The organism is Roseomonas alba (assembly GCF_019430885.1).
Lineage (GTDB): Bacteria > Pseudomonadota > Alphaproteobacteria > Acetobacterales > Acetobacteraceae > Neoroseomonas > Neoroseomonas alba.
The window spans coordinates 401,873-421,011 of record NZ_JAHYBZ010000007.1 but is presented as its reverse complement, the minus strand read 5'-3'; the positions used below and the strand labels follow the sequence as shown (position 1 = coordinate 421,011).

Annotated in this window: 20 protein-coding genes; 6 read left to right on the top strand and 14 right to left on the bottom strand. The window is 67.1% G+C overall.

The genetic code is table 11. The features are described from left to right. Positions 1–11: 11 nt before the first annotated feature. From KPL78_RS21185 to KPL78_RS21120, 14 genes are all read right to left on the bottom strand, one after another. The gene (locus KPL78_RS21185; protein ID WP_219764943.1) at positions 12–599 is read right to left on the bottom strand and encodes a hypothetical protein; all 588 of its coding nucleotides are present in this window, start codon (positions 597–599) and stop codon (positions 12–14) included. After that, positions 589–816 (bottom strand): hypothetical protein, encoded by a 228-nt coding sequence (locus tag KPL78_RS21180; protein ID WP_040613984.1) that lies wholly within the window; start codon positions 814–816, stop codon positions 589–591. The genes KPL78_RS21185 and KPL78_RS21180 overlap by 11 nt, the downstream gene beginning before the upstream one ends. Further along, a complete protein-coding gene (locus KPL78_RS21175; RefSeq protein ID WP_219764942.1) occupies positions 813–1,358 on the bottom strand; it encodes a hypothetical protein in 546 nt (181 codons plus the stop codon). Before KPL78_RS21175 ends, KPL78_RS21180 begins: the two co-directional genes overlap by 4 nt. A gap of 423 nt (positions 1,359–1,781) precedes the next feature. Continuing rightward, positions 1,782–4,178, bottom strand: a complete 2,397-nt coding sequence (locus tag KPL78_RS21170; RefSeq protein WP_369412808.1) for an AAA family ATPase — start codon at positions 4,176–4,178, stop codon at positions 1,782–1,784. Continuing rightward, entirely contained in the window at positions 4,130–4,897 is a 768-nt protein-coding gene (locus KPL78_RS21165) for a hypothetical protein (RefSeq protein ID WP_219764941.1), read from the bottom strand. Before KPL78_RS21165 ends, KPL78_RS21170 begins: the two co-directional genes overlap by 49 nt. Next, positions 4,897–5,106: a DUF6511 domain-containing protein gene (locus tag KPL78_RS30370; protein ID WP_246603391.1), complete on the bottom strand. Its 210-nt coding sequence runs from the start codon at positions 5,104–5,106 to the stop codon at positions 4,897–4,899. Before KPL78_RS30370 ends, KPL78_RS21165 begins: the two co-directional genes overlap by 1 nt. Positions 5,107–5,271: 165 nt before the next feature. After that, entirely contained in the window at positions 5,272–6,948 is a 1,677-nt protein-coding gene (locus KPL78_RS21155) for a DEAD/DEAH box helicase (protein WP_216840435.1), read from the bottom strand. 17 nt (positions 6,949–6,965) lie between these two features. Beyond that, entirely contained in the window at positions 6,966–7,634 is a 669-nt protein-coding gene (locus tag KPL78_RS21150) for a hypothetical protein (protein ID WP_216840436.1), read from the bottom strand. Between the two features lie 16 nt (positions 7,635–7,650). Continuing rightward, entirely contained in the window at positions 7,651–8,526 is an 876-nt protein-coding gene (locus KPL78_RS21145) for an ATP-binding protein (protein ID WP_219764940.1), read from the bottom strand. Next, positions 8,526–9,068 (bottom strand): hypothetical protein, encoded by a 543-nt coding sequence (locus KPL78_RS21140; protein ID WP_219764939.1) that lies wholly within the window; start codon positions 9,066–9,068, stop codon positions 8,526–8,528. The genes KPL78_RS21145 and KPL78_RS21140 overlap by 1 nt, the downstream gene beginning before the upstream one ends. Next, positions 9,068–9,409, bottom strand: coding sequence for a hypothetical protein (locus KPL78_RS21135; RefSeq protein ID WP_216840198.1), 342 nt, complete (start codon positions 9,407–9,409; stop codon positions 9,068–9,070). The genes KPL78_RS21140 and KPL78_RS21135 overlap by 1 nt, the downstream gene beginning before the upstream one ends. A gap of 33 nt (positions 9,410–9,442) precedes the next feature. After that, positions 9,443–10,015, bottom strand: coding sequence for a sigma factor (locus KPL78_RS21130; protein WP_027286252.1), 573 nt, complete (start codon positions 10,013–10,015; stop codon positions 9,443–9,445). A 90-nt stretch (positions 10,016–10,105) separates the two neighbouring features. Beyond that, the gene (locus KPL78_RS21125) at positions 10,106–11,080 is read right to left on the bottom strand and encodes a winged helix-turn-helix domain-containing protein (protein WP_027286253.1); all 975 of its coding nucleotides are present in this window, start codon (positions 11,078–11,080) and stop codon (positions 10,106–10,108) included. Next, on the bottom strand, positions 11,043–12,275 hold the full coding sequence (locus tag KPL78_RS21120) for a hypothetical protein (RefSeq protein WP_156910205.1): 1,233 nt from the start codon (positions 12,273–12,275) through the stop codon (positions 11,043–11,045). Before KPL78_RS21120 ends, KPL78_RS21125 begins: the two co-directional genes overlap by 38 nt. Positions 12,276–12,593: 318 nt before the next feature. Between KPL78_RS21120 and KPL78_RS21115 the strand changes: the two genes are divergently transcribed. The 6 genes from KPL78_RS21115 to darT all read left to right on the top strand — a co-directional run bounded on the left by KPL78_RS21115 (position 12,594) and on the right by darT (position 19,138). Beyond that, positions 12,594–13,088, top strand: a complete 495-nt coding sequence (locus KPL78_RS21115) for a DUF2924 domain-containing protein (protein ID WP_027286255.1) — start codon at positions 12,594–12,596, stop codon at positions 13,086–13,088. After that, positions 13,085–14,437 (top strand): recombinase family protein, encoded by a 1,353-nt coding sequence (locus tag KPL78_RS21110; protein WP_027286256.1) that lies wholly within the window; start codon positions 13,085–13,087, stop codon positions 14,435–14,437. Before KPL78_RS21115 ends, KPL78_RS21110 begins: the two co-directional genes overlap by 4 nt. Beyond that, the gene (locus KPL78_RS21105; RefSeq protein WP_037302132.1) at positions 14,434–14,853 is read left to right on the top strand and encodes a hypothetical protein; all 420 of its coding nucleotides are present in this window, start codon (positions 14,434–14,436) and stop codon (positions 14,851–14,853) included. Before KPL78_RS21110 ends, KPL78_RS21105 begins: the two co-directional genes overlap by 4 nt. Positions 14,854–14,906: 53 nt before the next feature. Further along, the gene (locus tag KPL78_RS21100) at positions 14,907–17,069 is read left to right on the top strand and encodes a type I restriction-modification system subunit M (RefSeq protein WP_216840197.1); all 2,163 of its coding nucleotides are present in this window, start codon (positions 14,907–14,909) and stop codon (positions 17,067–17,069) included. 93 nt (positions 17,070–17,162) lie between these two features. After that, entirely contained in the window at positions 17,163–18,491 is a 1,329-nt protein-coding gene (locus tag KPL78_RS21095) for a restriction endonuclease subunit S (RefSeq protein WP_216840196.1), read from the top strand. Beyond that, positions 18,488–19,138, top strand: coding sequence for a type II toxin-antitoxin system toxin DNA ADP-ribosyl transferase DarT (gene darT, locus KPL78_RS21090; RefSeq protein WP_216840195.1), 651 nt, complete (start codon positions 18,488–18,490; stop codon positions 19,136–19,138). Before KPL78_RS21095 ends, darT begins: the two co-directional genes overlap by 4 nt. The last annotated feature ends 1 nt before the right edge of the window (position 19,139 follow it).

Sequence of the window (19,139 nt, the reverse complement as noted above, 5' to 3'; positions counted from 1 at the left end):
CGGCTTCCGCATCAACTAGCGACTGCCGCAGCATCTGTGCGACCGCAGCCCTTATTCGCCGACAATACTAATCCGAAATGGGCTGCAAGCACACCCAATACGGCAACGAGGATGCCGCAGGCGATCGGCTGCGGCACGGGCCTGCCACTCCAGCCTCTGCGTGCCGCCCATTCCCTAACCGACATCTCGAGCCCCACGACGAACCAGACGCAGGAGCCGGCTGGGCTGTCGTGCCCACCCAGGGCATCAATCGCCGCAAGCACGCGGCGACGGGCGTCGAGCTGGCGGTTCGAGAGCCGGTCGGCCGTCGAGCCGGGCAGGCGGATCAACTGCGACGTGGAGATGCTGTCGATGGCGGCGCTGCGGAACAGTGTCCGGAAGATGCAGCCTGCTTCGTGCATCTCCGGCGTGATGCTGCCATGCGCCAGCATCAGGCCGAGTGTGTCTACGGCGCGGCGATGCTGGACCGGGCTGCCGGTCTCGGGATCCGCCTCGCGGACCGGCTCAGAGAAGCCACCATGCTGCAGCCGCCACTTCGAAGGCTTCGCGAGATCGTCGGGCTTCGCCTTCGCCGCCTTCGTCTTGCGCTTACCGGCCATGCTGGTCCCCTCCGTGCCGACGCCCCCAGCGCCGGCTTGCTTCGTTGATGACGGCCTGGCGTAGCCAGGGATCGGCGATGTCCTCCACGGCCAGGGCGGCGACGCCGTGCCGGTGCCAGGCAGCGGCGCGCATGGCGTCGAGGTCCATCGCGGTTGACGGGCTGCGTGCCAGGTCCAGACACGACCGGGGCGGACGCGGCGCATCGGGCAGCCTCATGCCCGACCACCCTGCGGATCGGTCGCCCAGAGCAGCAGCGCCAGAGCGTCGGCCTCATTGTCGTCGGCCGGCGCGAAGCCGCGGGCGCGCATCGCGGCGATGATCGCCGCCTTGTCCGCGTTGCCACGGCCGGTGGCGAAGCGCTTGATGGTGCCGACGGGCACGCCCTCGTAGGGGATCTCGTGCTCCTCGCACCACGAGGTCAGCGTCGCCAGGAAGCCGCCGTAGACGTGCGCTGCATCGGTGCCGGCGTGTCGGCGGACTTCCTCGAACACCAAGCGGCCGATGCCGTGGGCGTGCGTGGCGATCTCGACGAGCCAGTCGACGAAGCGGACATAGCGCATGCCGCCGCCCTCGAAGCGGCGGGGCTTGAAGGTCTCGACGCCGGAGGTGATCCGGCCGGTGTCGAAGCGCAGGGCCCAGCCGGTGGTGGTGCCCAGATCCAGGGCGAGGATGCCCGGCTTGCGCGGCAGAAAGAGCGCCGGCTCGGGCAGGGCGCCGCTTGCATCGGCCGAGGGCATGGGGAGAGTCGCGAGATCCATGGTGGTCTCCGGGAGGGGACGGCTGTGGTGAGGGCGGCGACGGCGCGGTTCTTGGCGGAGCTCGCCGTCGCTGCCCGGCTGGCGGGCATGGTGACCATCGGGGCGGAGCCCGAGCCCGAACCGCACCGCCCCGGGGATGGTGTGCGCGCGCCGCTGAGGCGCGCACGCACACCCCCCGTAGGGGGGTGGCATTTTGCGGAACTTGCGGAACTTGCCTAACCGCTTGTTCGGGCTGGACATTTTGAAGTTCCGCAAGCCAGTTCCGCAAAGCCCGTTTGCGGAACTTGCGGAACTTGGCGAACCCATTGGAATGCTTGGGCAAATCAAGTTCCGCAGGGAAGTTCCGCAGCGCTGCGGAACTTGCGGAACTGCCAAGTTCCGCACCAAGTTCCGCACGGTGCGGAAGCGTTCCGATCGGGTCGATCATGCTTCGACCTCCGGGTCGTTCAGCACCCAGACCTCGGGGTTCTCGACCGGCAGGACGGCGCTGTTGGTGTCCGACTGGAAGTGGCTGGGCAGCAGGCGAACCAGCCTGGGCGTGATCTCGCCGGTCTCCGGATCCACCGCCTCCTCGCCCGTCGCGAAGAGCATGTCCTGCACCAGCAGATAGCCCTTGGAGGATTTGCTGGCAGGAATGCCGTGCTCCGGGGCCGCGCGCAGGAACTTGATGTAGCCTTTGTTGGCGAGGACGTTGATGCGGCGCGCGATGGTGTCGTTGCCACCGAGACCGTGGGTGTTCTCGAACTGCGCCGCGAAGGCGCCGCCCGTGAACACGCGCCCTTCGCGGGCCTCCTGCGCGATGATCTGCAGGATGACGTCGTGGCGACGGCTCCGCTCGGCGTCCAGGCGGGCGCCGACGTCACGCCGCACGATGCGCTCGCCCTTGCGGTCGAGCTCGACCCAGGCCCCGCCGCGCTTGTCGATGAGGAGCGGATTGAGGCCGGGCCCGTTGCGCAGCTCGACATGCAGCTCGCGCTCGGTCTGCTCCTCGTCGGGCCGGAAGAGGATCATGCCGGAGGTGTAGAAGCCGCGCAGCGCGGAGGCGCCGGAGAGCGACAGGAAGGGATCGTCCTTCACCTGCTGCTTGCTGAGCTTTTTCGTGTGGTGCGCGAGGATGATGCCCGCCTCGGGGGCGACCTCGTCGCGCAGCGCCTCGACGCGGCTCTGCAGAAAGAACAGCATCGCCGCGTTGTCGTTCTCGCCCTCGCCGCCCGGGCCGCCATCGAAGAGGTTGCGGATCGGGTCGATGCAGATCACGTCCGGCGGTGCGTCGGGGAAGGCCTGGCGGATGGCGGCAGCCACCAGCGGCACGCCGCGCTCGTCGAGCAGCATCCGGAGCTTCGGGGTAACGACGAGGGTGTCGCGCGCGCGGGCAACGACGGCGCGGTCGAGGCGCAGCTGCTGCAGGCGCTCGCGGAGGTAGTGGTACTGGATCTCGGCCTGCAGGTAGAACACGCGGAGCGGCCGCGGCGCGGTGAAGCGCAGGAAGGGCGCGCCGGCGGCGGCGTGCACGAGCAGGCTGATGAGGAAGTCGGATTTGCCGACCTTCGGCGCTCCGCCGAGCACCAGCATCCCACCCGGGGTCAGCAGGCGAGGGCCGATGAGGTCCTCCGGCATGGGGGAGGTGTCGTCGAGCAGCGCGCCGAGCGTGTGGGCGGGGACGGCTGCCGGTGGTGCGGCGTTGGCACGCAGTAGCGGCGGCCCGTTGCGATCAAGATGCAGCGCCCAGATCGCGTCGGCCTCTGCTTTCAGGCGGTCCAGCGGCCAGGCCGGGCGGAGGCAGGCGGCGTTGTAGCTGCAGATGGCCTCCCAGCCCTGGTCGGGCGTGAGGCGGCCTTCATGCACCTGGCGGACGAAGTGGCCGATCGCGGCGCTCGCCCCTTGGAAGCGCGTCCAGGCGTCCTGGGCGCCTTCTCGCACCGGCGTGGTCAGGACGGCATCGAGCCCTGGCCGATTGGCGCCAGCGGCGGCAGTGGGCGCCACGAGGCCCGGCATGGTGGGCATGGCCGCGACGGCCGCGGCAAAGTCGGCGAGTTCCACCTCGACCCTGGGGCGGTGCTCCAGGATGGTGACGCGCCGCTGTGTGCCATGCTTCTGGTGAACGGTGCCGGGTACCCGGATCGGCTGGTGAGCGGAGCGGAAGTGAAGATCGCCACCAACCTTCTCCGCGATCTCGCCGCGCAGCGCGCAGACCCGCGCCAGGTCCTCCCCCTCGGCCGGCTCGGTGAGCCGCCACCAGACATGCAGCTTAGCGGCGCCCTCAGGGGTGCGGCCGCCGCTCTCGACCACCAGGGTGGGCGCGCCGAGGTGGTGGACCAGATGCGCCAGCCTGGCGGCGATGTCGCCGGCATCGAGATCGACCACCACCGTCTGCATCTGCAGCACATGCTCGGCGCGGGCCTGGCCCTGTTCGGCGACGGTGCCGGGAATGACATAGACCGCGCTGCCCTCACGTGCGGCCCAGGTGGCATACGCGCTGAGAGATGCGGCGGCGTGCCGATCGGCCGGCACCCAGATGTTGTGCGGCTTGGTGTCGAGGCCTTGGCCCTGGTCGACGAAGCCGCGGACCGGGATCAGGCCATCGCAATAGCCAAACGCTACGTCGAGGAAGACGGCGATCTGCTCGATGTCCGGCGCGATGGGCTGCGCGGCCGCCGGCATCGGCTGCCCAGCACCGGGAAGTCGATCGAGGGCGATCTGCCCAGCGGCGGGAATGTCGCCGACGCCCTGCTCCAGCAGCGGCGCGGCATCGTTGAAGTCGCGCCATTCCGTCATGCAGGCTGCGCCCAGCAGCGCTTGGCCCAGGGACAGAAGCGACACTCGAAGTGGTCGGCCTGGCTGGCGAGCCGGGGCAGCAGTTCGCCAGCATCCGTCGCGGCCAGGATCCGGACTGCCCGATCGGACATGCGTTGCGCCAGCTCGGCGTTGAACGGCACCAGCTCGTGGTGCATCTCCGCCGTGTCCTTGTTAATGGCGGTGAAGAGCGCCGGATTGTCCGCCACGCCTGGGACACTGGCATCCATATAGGCCTGGTAGACCGCGATCTGCGCCGCGTAGATCGGCTTGGCCGCGGCGACGCCTTTGCTCGACGTCTCGCGCCACGACTTGGCGTTCATGGTCTTGCATTCCCACAGCGCCGGGAACGCCATGCCGGGGATCGCGGGGCCGCCGGCGAAGACGCCGTCCACATGGCCACGGATGCGACCGCCGGCGACGGAGAAGCCGAACTGCTCGCCATGCTCGCCACCGCCGCGGCGGGTGTAGAGATCGAAGCCGGCACCCCGGAGCCAGGCGACGGCGACGTCCTCCAATGCGTGCCCGATCCCGAAGATGCGGAGCAGCCGGCCGTCGAAATCTGCGCCCTCATCCTTCGGCGCCTTCACGAACTCGAACTGCAGCGCGCGCTCGCAGGCATGGCCGAGGCGGGAGCCGCCCAGGTAGCTGCGCGGCGGCGTCGCCTGATTGGCGGCGACCAGCGCCGCGTCGATGGCGGCATTCACATGCGCTGAGGTCTGGCTGCGGCTGTTGAAGTCGAGCATCAGAACGGCACCTCCGTCGCAGCGTCCTGCCGGGCGATCGCCTGCATCGCCTCCTGGAAGCCGCCGACGGCGACCTCGATCAGCGTCAGCACCTGCGCCTCGCTCAGCTCCTGGAAGCGGGTGCCCCAGCCGATCTCGGCCATGGTCTCCGCGACGCGGCGCATGGCGGCGCGCATCGCCGCCTTCTCCTGCTCGGTGAGGTCAACCATGGCGGACGACCTCCCCGCCAAGCGCGACCAGAAGCCCTGGCAGGCGATGCAGCAGAAGCAGACCGAGGGCCGCGGCTTCTTCCGCGGCGCCGGGTCGAACCAGCCAAAGCCACGCGCCGGGCGGGAGCAGACGGCGCAGGGCGGTTCCGGGGAGCGGGCCATCGATCATGCGGCCTGCCCCAGCGCCGCGGGCTGGGCGCTACGCACGAGATGCTGGATGGCCTGGCGGTTGAACTTGAAGGTGAGCAGCGCCGAGGCCTGGTACCGGGTCATGCCGAGATCGGCCCGTGCCGCCGGGGGCAGATGGATCAGCTGGCGTTCGGTCGGCGGCTCCCGCAGCCAGCGCCGGCTCTTGTGGGCGCTCTCGTCGGTCTCGTAGGCGTTCAGCCAGTCGTCCGCCGCGGCGAGCGCCACCAGCCGCTCGCCGATGGACAGCAGGCGCGGCCGCTCCTCCTTCGCCCCGCCGACCGCGTGCCAGGCTCCGTTCAGGAAGAAGATGCCCGCCCAGCCGTTGAAGCCATTGGCCAGCAGCGCGGCGTCATCGCCGAACAGATCGCACCACTGGAAGGCAGAGCGCCGGAGGAGATCAATCTCCGTCATGATGAAGTCGGTGAGCGGCGCCGTCTCGCGCCCACGGGGTTCGAAGGCGTGCCCGCAGATCGGGCACTCCATCACTGCGATCGGCACCTCAGCCTCGCAGGAGGGGCAGGTCTTCGTCGGCGGCTCACCTTCGCCGGGCTGGCTGTCGAGATCCACGTCTTGCTCCAGGCAGCCGTGGATCTGTGAGGAGATGCCGAAGTCGAGGACGATGCAGTCGCGCTTGACGATGCCGGGATGCTCGACCGGATCGACGGTGCGCAGCCCGCGGCCCACCATCTGGATCATCGTGCACTTGAACGAGCTGGGCCGCAGCAGCACGACGCAGGAGGTGGGCGGGTGGTCCCAGCCCTCGGTCAGCACCGCCACGTTGACGACAATGCGCGCCTCGCCCTTCGCATAGGCGGCCAGGACGGAGCGGCGCTCGCCCTCCGGCATGTCGCCGGTGACCACGACGGTGGGGACGCCAGCCGCGTTGAAGGCAGCGGCGACGTGCTCGGCATGGGCGATGGTGGAGCAGAAGGCTACCGTCTGGCGGCCGCCGGCCTTCTCCTGCCAGTGCTTCACCACGGCGTCCGTGACCGGCACCGTGTCCATGACACGGGCGACCTCGCCCATGTCGAAATCGTCGCCGCTGCGGCGCACCGCGCGGAGCTCATCCTGGACGCCGACATCGATAATGAAGGTGCGGGGTGCCACCAAGTGGCCGGAGGCAATAAGTTCGCCGAGGCGGATCTGGTCGGCAACGTTGGAGAAGACCTGGCGCAGCCCGATCTTATCGCCGCGGTTCGGTGTGGCCGTGACGCCATAGATGCGGCAGGCCGGGTTGCGATCCAGGGCGCGGTCGATGATGCGGCGATAGCTGTCGGCGACGGCGTGATGCGCCTCGTCGATCACCAGCAGGTCCAGCGCCGGCATTGCCTCGAGGTTCGCCTGGCGCGTCAAGGTCGGCACCATGGCGAAAGTGACCTGGCCGCCCCAGGATTTCTGGCCGGCATCCACCACCGAGGTCGAGACGCCCGGGTTCACGCGACGGAACTTCGCCATGTTCTGCGTCGTCAGCTCATCCCGATGCGCGAGGACCGCGGCCTTGGCGGCACTGCTGCCGATATGCTCGCCCACCGCCGCCGACAGCATGATCGTCTTGCCGGCGCCGGTCGGGGCGACGCCGAGGGTGTTGCCGTGCTCGCCGAGCGCACGAAGGCTGCGCTCGACGAAGAGCTTCTGGCGGGGGCGGAGCATCATGCTGGTGCGGCCCTCCCTCAGCGCGCCCAGGCGGGACGCGGATCGGTGCCAGGAGCGGGCTGCTGTGCCGAGGCCGGGAAGGCGCCCTGGTGCATGGCCGGCGCGGCGGGCGGCGCCGTGTGCGCGGGCGGGGCGTAGCCCTGTGCCGGCGGGGCATAGGCCGGTGGTGCGTATCCGGCCGGCGCAGCGGTGCGTCCCATCGCCTGCGCGTAATCGCGATGGTCCGGCGTCACCGCCATGCGGATTTCGTTCTTGGTCTCGCCGCCCGCATCGGTGCCGTGCTCGATCTTGGCCACGAACTCGAGGCCATCGAGATCCGCGAAGCCACCGATGCGGCGCGCCGCCTGCGCCTGGGGCGAGACATCCTTGTCGGAGATGCCGCGGGCGGAGTTCAGCATCCCGCGCAGAAAGCTGCGGCCCATCCCCGCCCATTCCGGCCCCTTCGGGCTGTGGAGGCCGATCAGCGTGAAGACCTTGCGCTTGGCGTAGGGTCCCTCCAGCACGGTGAACTCGCCATTGAGATAGACGGCGCCAGTGCTGCCGCGCGTGGCGTAGCCACCAGTCCAGCCCTGGCTCGGATCGTCGAAGCCGCCGGGGCGGATGGTGAGGCGGACCTTCGCCAGCGTCCCCTTGGGGATCAGGTTCGGGTTGGACTGAGCGTCGTTGTAGTCGTTCCAGGCAGCCATGGTGCTTCTGCTCCGATCAGGTGTTGGGGGTGGGGGCGGGCAGCGCGATCGACGGCGCGCCGTGCACGTCGATCGGCGGCGATGGGCTGCGGATTTTCTGGAAGAGCTGCCCGAGATGCGGCGGCTCCAGCATGTCGAGCCGGCCGCTGCGATCCTTCGCGGGATAGCCCCAGGGGTTGAGCGTCTGGCAGACCAGACCTCGGAAGGATGCGACCGCAGGCTGGCCGGGAGCGGCGTCCGGCTTGATCTCGGCCAGCGTCATGACCTGATCGACGATGCCGGGCAGCTCGAGGCCGGTCTTGCTGCCGTCGATCTGCGGCACGAAGACGCGGCGATTGAAATCGTCGAGCTTCTCGTCGAGGATTCCGACGAAGATCACGTTGCGCCCGCGCGCATGCTGCAGATGCGTGAGCCAGGCGATCATCTCGCGGCCATGCAGGCCGTAGGCGCCGCGAATGTCGGGCTTGCCGGTCTTCTCCGAATGCGCCTCGGGCTGACCGCGGCACCACTGGAAGCAGAGCCGGCCGGCGACCGTGATGCTGTCCACGAAGATGGTGGCGAAGCCGTCCATGCGCGCCGGATCGCCATAGGCCTGCAGGACGCGCGCATACTGCGCGGCGGAATAGGGCTGGTCGTCGCGCAACGCGGGGTTGGGGCCGGCCAGGAACAGCGCGAGGTCGCGGCATTCCTCCCAGGTGCGCGGGCGGATGGATGCGCCACGCCAGTGCTGCACGGCGAGATCGCCCGCCTCGAGGTCGATGAAGAGCGTGCTGCCCTCATCGAGCGTAAGGAGGAGGTAGGTCTTGCCGATGCCGCTCTTGCCGAAGATCACGGCCTTGATGCCGCGCGCCTCAGCCTGCCGCTCGTCGGCGGTGATGATGCGCAGCGCCATCAGCGGCCTCCCCGCAGCGGGATGACGCCGGCGGCATGCGGGCTGTCGCGCAGCGCCGTCTCGGACATGATGGCGAGGCGATAGGTGGCGCGGCCGATGCGGACCGTGCGTGCCGGCTCGAAGGCCTGGCGGATGCGATCGGGCCAGGCGGTATAGGCTCGCTCAGAGACCTTGAAGCTGACCTCGACGTACTGGCCGGGATCCTCACCGCCGGCGCGGATTTGCTCCGACAGCGCGGCGAGCCGCGCTTGATCCCAATCCACCTTCTTCGGCAGATCGACCGCGATCTCCACGGCGCCGTCCTGGAAGCGGACCGTGCCGGTGTCCTTGCCGGCAGCGGCACGGGCGCCGATGGCGCGCTGCTCGTAGCGGAGCGCGATCGCGGCCTCGATCCAGTCCTGCATGCGCTTGGCGGCATCCAGCGCCTCGCGCGCATCGGTCTGCAGCAGCGCCAGATGCTCGGCGGGCAGCGCGATGACGTCGCTCACCTGCATGTGGCGCAGCGCGTCGAGGGTCGGGCGGTTGGTGCGGAGCGCGTCCATCACGCGGCCTCCGCGAGCAGCATCGGCAGGATGGCGGAGGAGGCGCGGCGCGGGCGACGGCGGGCGACGAGGATGTAGTCGTAGTCCTCGTAGCCGTGGCGGCGCTGCACGATGTCGGCAAGGCCGAGCTCGGCCAGCTTCCAGGCGCGGGCCGCCAGGCGCTGCAGCGCGGTGCGCTCCGGCTCGGGCAGGCACTGCAACTGCGGGCAGACCTGCCGGGCGAGCGCGCCGCGGTGGTAGGTGATGCTGTCGCCGGGAGCCGCGGCGCCCAGCCAGGCGCAGAGGGAAGCCTCGGTGAGAGGCGCCACCACTGCGCGGATGTCGGTGATGCTGGTGTCCATGACAGCCATTACTCATCCACCTCCAAATCCGTATCAGGCGGCGGAGGGGATGCCGGCGGCGAGCAGCCGCAGGCGGATTTCCCGGATGCGGCGATAGATGCGCATGCGCGGCATCGTCTTCTGCTCGCCGAACTCGTGCGGCGTGTGCTCGCTGAGCGCTGCGCAGAGCGGGTAGTCCTCGGGGGCGACTGCGCCGGCCGCGCGCTCCAGGTCGAGGCGGCGTTCCAGCGCGCCGATGGCGTCGGTGGACTGGCCGCACCACGCGCCGTATCCATCCGCCTCCGCGATGGTGTCGCCCAGCGTCAGGCCTTCGGTGTTGGGAACGGCATCGTCGAGGGAGCGCGGATGGCGGGCAGCGCGCTGGCGACGGGCTTTGCCGGCGATCAGTGCGGCAGCATTCCGGATGCAGACCCGAGCGAAGGCGCCGAACTCGCCCTTCGCAGGGTCGTAGGCAGGAAGACGGGTCAGAAGATCGACAAGAAGATCCTGGCGGAAGTCTTCGCGATCCTCAGGCGGCAGGCCGAGGCTGCGGCACAGGGCCGAGGCTGCAACGCCGGCGAGATGGTGGGCCGGAGCGAGGTCGGGGAGATTGGGGCGGGAAGCCATCGGTGGTCCTTTCCATCGAGTTGATGGGCGGACCGTGCCGTTCGCGGGGGGATTCAACCTGTGTGGAAGCTATCCGAACCTATGTGGAAGCTATTCTGCTCGTGCGTCCGAGCGTCGAAACCAGATGCGGTCAGCCGGCAGCCGAAGCTCGTACCCTACACCGCGAACGGTCCGGATGAGCGCGTCCGAGGCTTTCTCTTCCGGTGACGCTGCTGCCGCAATGACCTTCTTGATGGCCGAGATGACCAGTGTCACCTGCTCGTCTCTCGGCTCCTCGCCATGGGTCGAGTATCTGGCGAGAACATCCAGGATCGCACCCCTCGAAACGATGGGATCGCGGTCGGCAGCCGCACCGGCGAGTTCTCGCAGGGCGTGGAATTCACGGGGGGTCAGCGAAAGCTCGCTGCCCCGAAAGGCCGCAACCGAGCGAATCTCGTCGATCTGCAGAGCATCCTCGCGCGGAGACGCATCCTGTCCGCTGACAAGATCGTCGAGCAGGATTCGGAAAGGCGCGGGCAGGGCGCCAGCTATGCGCTCGGCGACGGGGCTGATGGTGACGCCGAGTGGCTGAATCAAACGAAGCGTCTCGGGACTGAGGAAGCGCAATGTCGGTGTCATGATGATCACGCGACCCGCACCATGGCGTGCCTTGATGGCCGACAAGGTGTCCAGCGCATTCCGGTCGGACAGGAGTCGTACCAGGTAGACGCCGCACGGGTACGGTTTGGCCGGGACGGCACCGATGCGCACAACCCGTGCGTCCAGCAGTTCCAAAGGCGGACCCGTGATCCCGCTGTCGCGGCGGATTGCGACCGCCGTCGCGCGAAAGTCGATGTCGAGCGAACGCGCATGCAGATCATCTTGGACGACGGTGAGGTAGGGCTCGCCATCAACAAACTCGACATCCGCTGCGTCCGCCTCGTCCAGCGGTGGACGCCAGGCCAGGATGCCCACTTGGCGGAGGTGATCTCGAAGCGGCTCCCACCCTACGCAGGCTGCGGCGGGCAGCGCGCGGATGGGATGCAGATCAATCTGCTGCAGCAGCGAGGCGAGCAGGGTCGTCATCCATCAGAAATCCGTTGAGCCGAAGGTGCTCGAATATCCGGGCCTCGAGCAGATGGTCGCGAAAGGAGACTGTGTTGGGCACCTTGATCGCGACCGTGACGTCGCGTCGCTCCCCGTCGATTTCGAAGCGCATCCGCATCTTCAGCCCCGATACCCTCAAGGTCGAGAGATCGATGTCTGGACACACGCGCTCGACCCGGGACACGGAATTCAGGGTGTCGGTCATGCGGAGGCTCCACGGGGAACCTCCGCGGCCGCCTTTGCCTGCTTGCCCCTCATCGATCTCGATCTCGACGACCTTGACGCTTTTCAGATCGTCGTCCCAGTCGTTCTCGAACTTCCAGGTGGTGCCCTTCTTTTCGATGGGCGCCAGATGGTAAAGTTGATCGCTCTTCGGACCAAAGAAAAAGTCGGGATCGTCGAGGAGATGTTCGGCGAATAGGTGCACCAGCTTCAGGCGCTCGACCTTGGCGCGGGCCGCCACCTTGATGAGCCCCGTCTCCGGCTCGAAGCAAATGGCGTCTGCTGTGATCTCGCGGACAGGACGTGTCGTCTGCCGGCCGCCCTCTTCTACGGGAAGGATCACGGCGTTCATCCCGTGCTCGACCAGCAGGTTGATGTGGGTGGCTTCCGGGTACCAGTAAACGTCGCAAATGCGCCCCTGGTAACGTCGCGCGAAGTATTCCCGGCAGGCGGCTTTGAAGGCTTCCCGTGCCGTCTCGTCCTCGTGCCGCGGCACCACTCCTTTCCTGGCTCCGATCAGCCTGAGGGGGGATGATGCGAAAAACGCGTGCCGATGGACCGCTCGCTGAAAGATATCGCGGTGGTGCAGGTAGGCGATCAGCGCGAGATGGCGCGCGGTCAGGCGCTTCCGATCATCGGCGGGTGCCGGTTCGGCCTCCTCGGCCAGTCGCACGCCGCGCTCATCGGCAATCTCCTGAAGCGCCCGCGCTCCATTCGGTGTCGAAAGTGTCAGTATTGAGTGAAGCGCATCCAACAATATATCGGGGAACTCGTCACCGCGCTCCCGGAAGAGGTGGAAGAGGGCATCCCGCTGGGCAGATTCGTCTTCAGGAAGCTCAAGCCACTTAAAGGCCATGTCTGGCTCATGCGGCGCAAGGAGTTCTTGAAGAAGGCCAAGGTCGACCGTCTGCATGAACAGGCGGTTCACGAAGTTTCGGACGTTCTTGGCCAAGCGAAGCTCCAATTGATGATTCGTAATCTTTCTATCGGAGGTTGTGAGCACGGCGCAACGGTCACGTGATACGGATTCTGGCCTTGCCGAGTAATGGCTTGGGATGAGCCTTCCCGCATCCGGCCCGATGAACCAGCAGCTCCCGTCGCACCTTCGGGAGGTTTGCTCGATCCTGGCCGCCGGCCTGGTGCGGCTGCGCAGCCGCGCTGCCGAAGACCATGCGCGGGATGCACAGATAGCTCGGGGGGTGGGAGACGTTCGCCTACACTCCACCGCCCACCAGCGCCTGCATGCGAACCCCAACAGGAAGGGACTCGCATGACCAGACGATCCACTGCGCCCGCGCTAGCGCCCACAATCCCGAAGATTCCACCGACGCAGGTGCTGCCGCGGCTCGCCGCGCTGCAGGCGGCGCCCACCGCCGCGCTGAAGGAGCAATGGCGGGAGTTGTTCGGCAAGGAGCCGCCGCCCTGGAACCGGGCCTACATCCAGAGCCGACTGGCCTATCGCATCCAGGAATTGGCCTATGGCGGGCTGAAGCCCGAGACCGTTGACCGGCTGGTGGCGCTGGGCGAGCAACTGGATGGCGGCAACGTCGTCCTGCGCCGAATCCGCGCCGACAGCCGCCCGCTGGCCGGCACACGCCTCATCCGGGAATGGCAGGGCGTGCAGCACGTGGTCACCGTGCGCATCAACGACTTCGAATTCGAGGGGCGGCCGTATCAGTCGCTGTCGGCCATCGCGCGGCACATCACCGGGACGCGGTGGAATGGCTGGACGTTCTTCGGGCTGCGCGCGCGGGGTGATGCATGACCCGTCGCGCCCGCATCGAGCCGGCCATGCCGGCGACGACCAAGAAGCTCCGCTGCGCTGTCTATACGCGTAAGTCTACCGACGAAGGGTTGGAAAAGGAGTTCAACACACTCGACGCGCAGCGCGACGCTTGTGAGGCCTACATCACCAGCCAGCGAGCCGAAGGCTGGGTACTGGTCCGCGACCGCTACGACGATGGCGGGTTCTCCGGCGGCACGCTGGAGCGGCCGGCGCTACAGCGCCTTCTGCGCGACATTCAGGCCGACCTGGTCGACGTGATCGTGGTCTACAAGATCGACCGCCTGTCTCGCTCGCTGATGGATTTCGCTAAGTTGGTGGAGGTGATGGATGCGCACGGCGTCACTTTCGTGTCCGTCACCCAGAGCTTCAACACGACCACCAGCATGGGACGGCTGACGCTGAACATCCTGCTCAGCTTCGCGCAGTTCGAGCGAGAGGTCATTGGCGAGCGGATCCGCGACAAATTCGCCGCCTCGCGCGCTCGCGGCATGTGGATGGGGGGCAAGGTGCCGCTCGGCTACGATGTCGTGGCACGGAAGCTGGTGGTGAATGAGGAGGAGGCACCGCGGGTGCGCCGCGTGTTCGAAATCTTCGCCGAGACAGGATCGGGCATTGAGACGGTGACTCGCCTCCGGGCGGAGGGCGCCACCAGCAAGGCAGGGCGAACGCTCGACAAGGGCGACGTCTATAAGCTGCTGAACAACCGGACCTATGTCGGCGAGGCCGCGCACAAGGGGCAGATCTATCCCGGTGAGCACCAGGGCATCGTGCCGCGGGAGCTGTGGGACCGGGCGCACGCCGTGCTGCAGGTCAGCCCGCGGGTCCGCGCCAACCAGAATCGGGCGCAGACGCCGGCGCTGCTGAAGGGGCTGATCTTCGGCGTGGATGGCCGGGCGCTGTCGCCGACCCACGCCCGGAAGAATGGCCGGCTCTACCGCTACTACGTGGCCCAGCGGGTCCTGAAGGGTGATGCGGCCGGCGACGCCAGCATCGTGCGCCGGGTTTCGGCGGCGGAGATCGAGGCGGCGGTGGTGGATCAGGTGCGGGCGCTGTTGCGGCAGCCGGAGATCGTGGTCGGCACCTGGCGGGCGGCGCGCAGGGAGGCGCCCGACCTGACTGAGGGCGAGACGCAGGACGCCCTGCATCGGCTCGACCCGCTCTGGGAGCATCTGTTTCCCGCGGAGCAGGCGCGGATTGTGCGGTCGCTGGTGGAGCGGGTGGTGGTAGGGCCGGCTGGTGCCGACATTCGGCTGCGGCTTGACGGGCTCGGCGGACTCGTCCGCGACCTCGGCGCCATTGCGCCCGATGCGCTGAGGTCGGCAGCATGACCACGGCGACCAGCATCACGGTCCGGGTGCCGCTGGCCATCCGGCACCGGCCGGGCAGGAAGACGGTCGTGATGCCCGATTCGCAGGTTTCGTCTTCGACCACCACCCGCGCCGACCCTGCCCTGGTGAAGGCAATAGCCAGGGCGCATCGCTACCAGCGCATGCTTGACCAGGGCCTCCACGGGTCGCTGACCGAGTTGGCGGCGGCCGAGAAGATGGATCGGTCCTTCCTGGGGAAGCTCCTCAGCCTGACGCTGCTGGCGCCGGAGCTGGTCGAGGCGATCCTGGAGGGCCGGTGCGACGTCGGCCTGCCAACTCTGCTTCGGCCCTTCCCGGCATCCTGGCACGAGCAGGCCAGCGCCTTGGCCGCGGGGAGCAGGCCGCCTTCGTTGCGGGAGACCAGGGCAAGAGGCTAAGGTGCCGCATCGGCTGCGGCACCCTCTGGGACTTGCGGCAAGAGGGGGAATTCTTGAGCGGGTTGAATATCTCGAACTTCATTTGGGGAATCGCCGACGACGTTCTCCGGGACGTTTATGTCCGCGGAAAGTACCGTGACGTCATCCTGCCGATGACGGTCATTCGCCGGCTTGACGCGATACTTGAACCGAAGAAGGAAGCGGTTCTCGCCCGCAAGGCGTTTCTTGACGAGAACGGAGTCCGGGACCAGGACCAGCCCCTGAAGCAGGTGGCCGGCGAGGCCTTCTACAACATCTCGCCCTTCACGCTGCGCGACCTCACCGCGAAAACGCGCCAGCAGCAGCTGAAGGCCGACTTCACCGCCTACCTCGATGGCTTCTCGCCGAACGTCCAGGACATCCTGACCAAGTTCAAGTTCCGGAACCAGATCGACACGCTGGTCGAAGCCGATGCGCTCGGCCCCCTCATCGACAAGTTCCTCCATCCATCCGTCAACCTCTCCCCCTATCCGGTGAAGGATGAGGACGGCCGGGTGCGTGTGCCTGGTCTCGACAACCACAGCATGGGGACGATCTTCGAGGAGCTAATTCGTCGCTTCAACGAGGACAATAATGAGGAGGCTGGCGAGCACTTCACGCCGCGCGACGTCATCGAGCTGATGGCGAACCTCATCTTCCTCCCTGTCGCAGAGCGCATCGAGTCCGGCACCTATCTCATCTATGACGCCGCCTGCGGAACGGGCGGCATGTTGACGGTCGCGGAAGAGGCGCTGACCAAGCTCGCTGCAGATCATGGCAAGGAGATCAGCACGCATCTCTTCGGCCAGGAGGTGAACGCCGAGACCTACGCCATCAGCAAAGCCGACCTGCTGCTGAAGGGCGAGGGGGCCGAAGCGGAGCGCATCCAGCACGGCTCCACGCTCTCGTCAGATGCGTTCCCCTCGCTCGAATTTGACTTCATGCTGTCCAACCCACCCTACGGCAAAAGCTGGAAGACCGACCTCGAGCGGATGGGCGGCAAGAAGGATCTGAAGGACCCGCGCTTCGTCATCCAGCATGGCGGTGACGCTGAATTCAGCCTCGTCACGCGCTCCTCGGACGGGCAGCTGATGTTCCTGGCCAACAAGCTGGCGAAGATGAAGCGCAGCACGCCGCTCGGCAGCCGAATCGCCGAGGTGCACAACGGCTCATCGTTGTTCACGGGTGATGCGGGATCTGGCGAGAGCAACATCCGCCGCTGGGTGATCGAGAACGACTGGCTAGAAGCCATCGTCGCCCTGCCGGAGGGCATCTTCTACAACACGGGCATCGCGACCTACGTCTGGGTGCTGAGCAACCGCAAGGCCGATGAGCGACGAGGCTTGGTGCAGCTGATCGACGCGACGGCATGCTCCCGCCCGCTACGCCGCAACCTCGGGAAGAAGAATTGCGAGATGGGGCCGGACGACATCCGAGAGGTCTCCGACGTCTTTCTCAGCCAAGCCAATCTGCCGGAGCCGGCAGCAGCGGGTGAGGTGCGGCGTGTGCGCACCAAGGTGCTGCCGAACGCTTCCTTCGGCTATTGGAAGGTGGTTGTGGAGCGTCCGCTCCGGCTGGCCGCACGGCTTGATGATGCCTCGCTGCGCAGCCTGCGTCGCGCCGCGGTGGCGGCGAAGGACGAGGCGCTCGCTGACCTCGTTGACGCAGTGGCGCCGACGCTCGGCGCCGGTCCCCACCTGGACATCAACGCCGTGCTCGCGACGATCCGCACCGCGGCCGCGGCGAAGGACGAATCCCTGACCGCCAAGCGGGAAAAGCTGCTGCTGGCCGTGCTCGGGCGGCGCGACCCGAAGGCGGCGCCGGTCATTCGCAAGCAGTCGAAGCCCAAGCCCGGCACCGAGCCAGAGCAGGAAGCGCTGCACGGCCGCTACCAGCAGAAGCTGGGTGGCCGCACGGTCGTGGTGGAGTACGAGCCCGACCCCGAGCTGCGCGACACGGAGCAGGTGCCCTTCCTGGAGGAGGGCGGCATTGAGGCCTTCATCCGACGCGAGGTGCTGCCGCACGCGGAGGATGCCTGGGTGGACGAGGACCGGACGGAGATCGGCTACGAAATCTCCTTCACGCGCCACTTCCATCAGCCGAAGCCGTTGCGCGACCTGGCTGCGATCGAGCAAGACATTCTGGCGCTGGAGCGGGAAGCCGCGGACCTGCTACGCCAGGTCGTTAGCGCGGCCTGAACCATGGGGTCGAAGCTATCGCCTTATCCAGAATATCGTGAGAGCAGCCTTGCTTGGCTGCCACGAGTGCCGAGCCAGTGGGATGTTCGGCGCTTGAAGTATGTCTTTCGTGAGGTGGTCGACCGGACCGAGACCGGCGAAGAAGTTCTGCTGTCTCTCCGGCAATTCCGGGGCTTGGTCCCACATAAAGACGTCTCGAAGAAGCCGATCGATGCCTCGGACGTGATCGGCTTCAAGCGTGTCCAGGCTGGTCAGTTCGTACTGAACCGCATGCGCGCTTCGAGCGGTATGATGGCATTCTCCACGCGCGATGGCTTGGTCAGCCCGGACTACGCGGTCTTTCAACCCTTATGCCCGGCCGACCCTCGTTTCCTCGTCTACCTCATGCAGACCCGCGAGCTTGGCGCCGAATTCCGACGGCAGTCGAAGGGCCTTGGAACCGGGACCGCAGGCTTCCTACGACTTTACACGGATCGGTTCGGGGCAACGGCTATTCCCTTCCCGCCACCCGAAGAGCAGCGACGCCTTGCTGATCACCTTGACGCGCACGGGCGGCTGACGACACGTCTGATCCGGAACCGACGCCGCATGCTTGCTGTGCTGAAGGAGCGCCGTCAGGGCATTATCAACGACGCCGTAACGCGGGGCGTCAATCCGGCCGCGGCCATGAAGGCAACGCCGCTCGACTCGGTCCCGCTGATCCCGTCGCATTGGCAGTTGAAGCGGCTGAAATACCTGACCCGCTTCTCCAATGGCATTGCGTTCAAGCCCTCGGATTGGAAGGACGCGGGTACACCGATCATCCGCATCGAGAACCTCAACGGGAGCGACCAGTTCAACTACACAGATCGGGCGGACCTTCCAGAGCGACTGCTGATTCAGCCGGGAGACCTACTGTTCGCTTGGTCAGGCAACCGCGGGACGTCATTCGGTTCCTTTGAATGGGATCGGGCCTTCCCCGCATACCTCAACCAGCACATCTTCAAGCTGGAGAGCTTCTCGCTTCATCGCCGGTTTTTCTTCTACGCCCTGCGCGCAGTCACCAAGCGGGTCGAGGATAACGCGCACGGCATCATCGGCCTGGTGCACGTGACGAAGCCCGAACTCGGCGCGATTGAGGTCCCCGTACCGCCGCCCGACGAGCAAGAGGCGATCGCCAACCACCTCGACCGTGTGCTGGGCGAGATCAATGCCGCAGCTGAAAAGCTCGTTAGAGAGATCAAGTTGGTCGAGGAGTACCGGGAGCGCCTGATTGCCGACGCAGTTACCGGGAAGCTCGACGTCCGCGCCGCAGCCTTGGCGATGCTCGCCGACGAGAGCGACGGCGAGGCTCCGCCTTTGGAGGATGAGGAGGCAACGACAGCCGAGGATGCCGACGACGAGGACAATGCCGACGTGGCGCTTGCCGAGGTCGATGAATGACGGCTGCACCGCCAGCGAAGCCGAAGATCTACCACATCCTGCATGTGGACCGGCTTGCCTCAGTGGTGGCGAACAAGCGGCTCTACAGCGATGCCGCCATCAGGGCGCGCGCCGGTGCCGGAACGGTCATCGGCATGCAGGGGATCAAGGACCGCCGGCTCACGCTGCCGGTTACCTGCCACCCGAAGACCTATGTCGGGGACTACGTTCCGTTCTACTTTTGTCCTCGCTCGATCATGCTCTACTTGCTATATATGGGGAACGCGCCGGGGCTCGATTACCGGGGCGGCCAAGTCCCTATCGTCACGCTTGAAGCGGACCTCCACACCGTGGTGGAGCGCGCGGACAAGGTGGGGCGACGGTGGGCCTTCTCGCTTGGGAATGCCGGCGCGAACTATCAGTCGTTCAGGAAAGACTTGAGCCAGCTCAGCGATATCAACTGGACGGCGGTCCAGGCCACGGATTTCCGCTCATCCGATGTGAAGGAAGGCAAGCAGGCTGAATTTCTCGTCCACGAACGCTTCCCGTGGTCTCTTGTCGAGAGGATCGGCGTTCGGACCATCGATATGCAGAAGCGCGTGAGGGAAATACTGGACGGCGCGGACCACATGCCGCCTGTTCAGGTCCGGACGGACTGGTACTACTGAT

Coding starts and splice junctions, on each gene's coding strand:
- KPL78_RS21185 (WP_219764943.1), bottom strand. CDS start 599: ATGGCCGGTAAGCGCAAGACGAAGGCGGCGAAGGCGAAGCCCGACGAT.
- KPL78_RS21180 (WP_040613984.1), bottom strand. CDS start 816: ATGAGGCTGCCCGATGCGCCGCGTCCGCCCCGGTCGTGTCTGGACCTG.
- KPL78_RS21175 (WP_219764942.1), bottom strand. CDS start 1,358: ATGGATCTCGCGACTCTCCCCATGCCCTCGGCCGATGCAAGCGGCGCC.
- KPL78_RS21165 (WP_219764941.1), bottom strand. CDS start 4,897: ATGCTCGACTTCAACAGCCGCAGCCAGACCTCAGCGCATGTGAATGCC.
- KPL78_RS30370 (WP_246603391.1), bottom strand. CDS start 5,106: ATGGTTGACCTCACCGAGCAGGAGAAGGCGGCGATGCGCGCCGCCATG.
- KPL78_RS21155 (WP_216840435.1), bottom strand. CDS start 6,948: ATGATGCTCCGCCCCCGCCAGAAGCTCTTCGTCGAGCGCAGCCTTCGT.
- KPL78_RS21150 (WP_216840436.1), bottom strand. CDS start 7,634: ATGGCTGCCTGGAACGACTACAACGACGCTCAGTCCAACCCGAACCTG.
- KPL78_RS21145 (WP_219764940.1), bottom strand. CDS start 8,526: ATGGCGCTGCGCATCATCACCGCCGACGAGCGGCAGGCTGAGGCGCGC.
- KPL78_RS21140 (WP_219764939.1), bottom strand. CDS start 9,068: ATGGACGCGCTCCGCACCAACCGCCCGACCCTCGACGCGCTGCGCCAC.
- KPL78_RS21135 (WP_216840198.1), bottom strand. CDS start 9,409: ATGGACACCAGCATCACCGACATCCGCGCAGTGGTGGCGCCTCTCACC.
- KPL78_RS21130 (WP_027286252.1), bottom strand. CDS start 10,015: ATGGCTTCCCGCCCCAATCTCCCCGACCTCGCTCCGGCCCACCATCTC.
- KPL78_RS21125 (WP_027286253.1), bottom strand. CDS start 11,080: ATGACGACCCTGCTCGCCTCGCTGCTGCAGCAGATTGATCTGCATCCC.
- KPL78_RS21115 (WP_027286255.1), top strand. CDS start 12,594: ATGACCAGACGATCCACTGCGCCCGCGCTAGCGCCCACAATCCCGAAG.
- KPL78_RS21110 (WP_027286256.1), top strand. CDS start 13,085: ATGACCCGTCGCGCCCGCATCGAGCCGGCCATGCCGGCGACGACCAAG.
- KPL78_RS21105 (WP_037302132.1), top strand. CDS start 14,434: ATGACCACGGCGACCAGCATCACGGTCCGGGTGCCGCTGGCCATCCGG.
- darT (WP_216840195.1), top strand. CDS start 18,488: ATGACGGCTGCACCGCCAGCGAAGCCGAAGATCTACCACATCCTGCAT.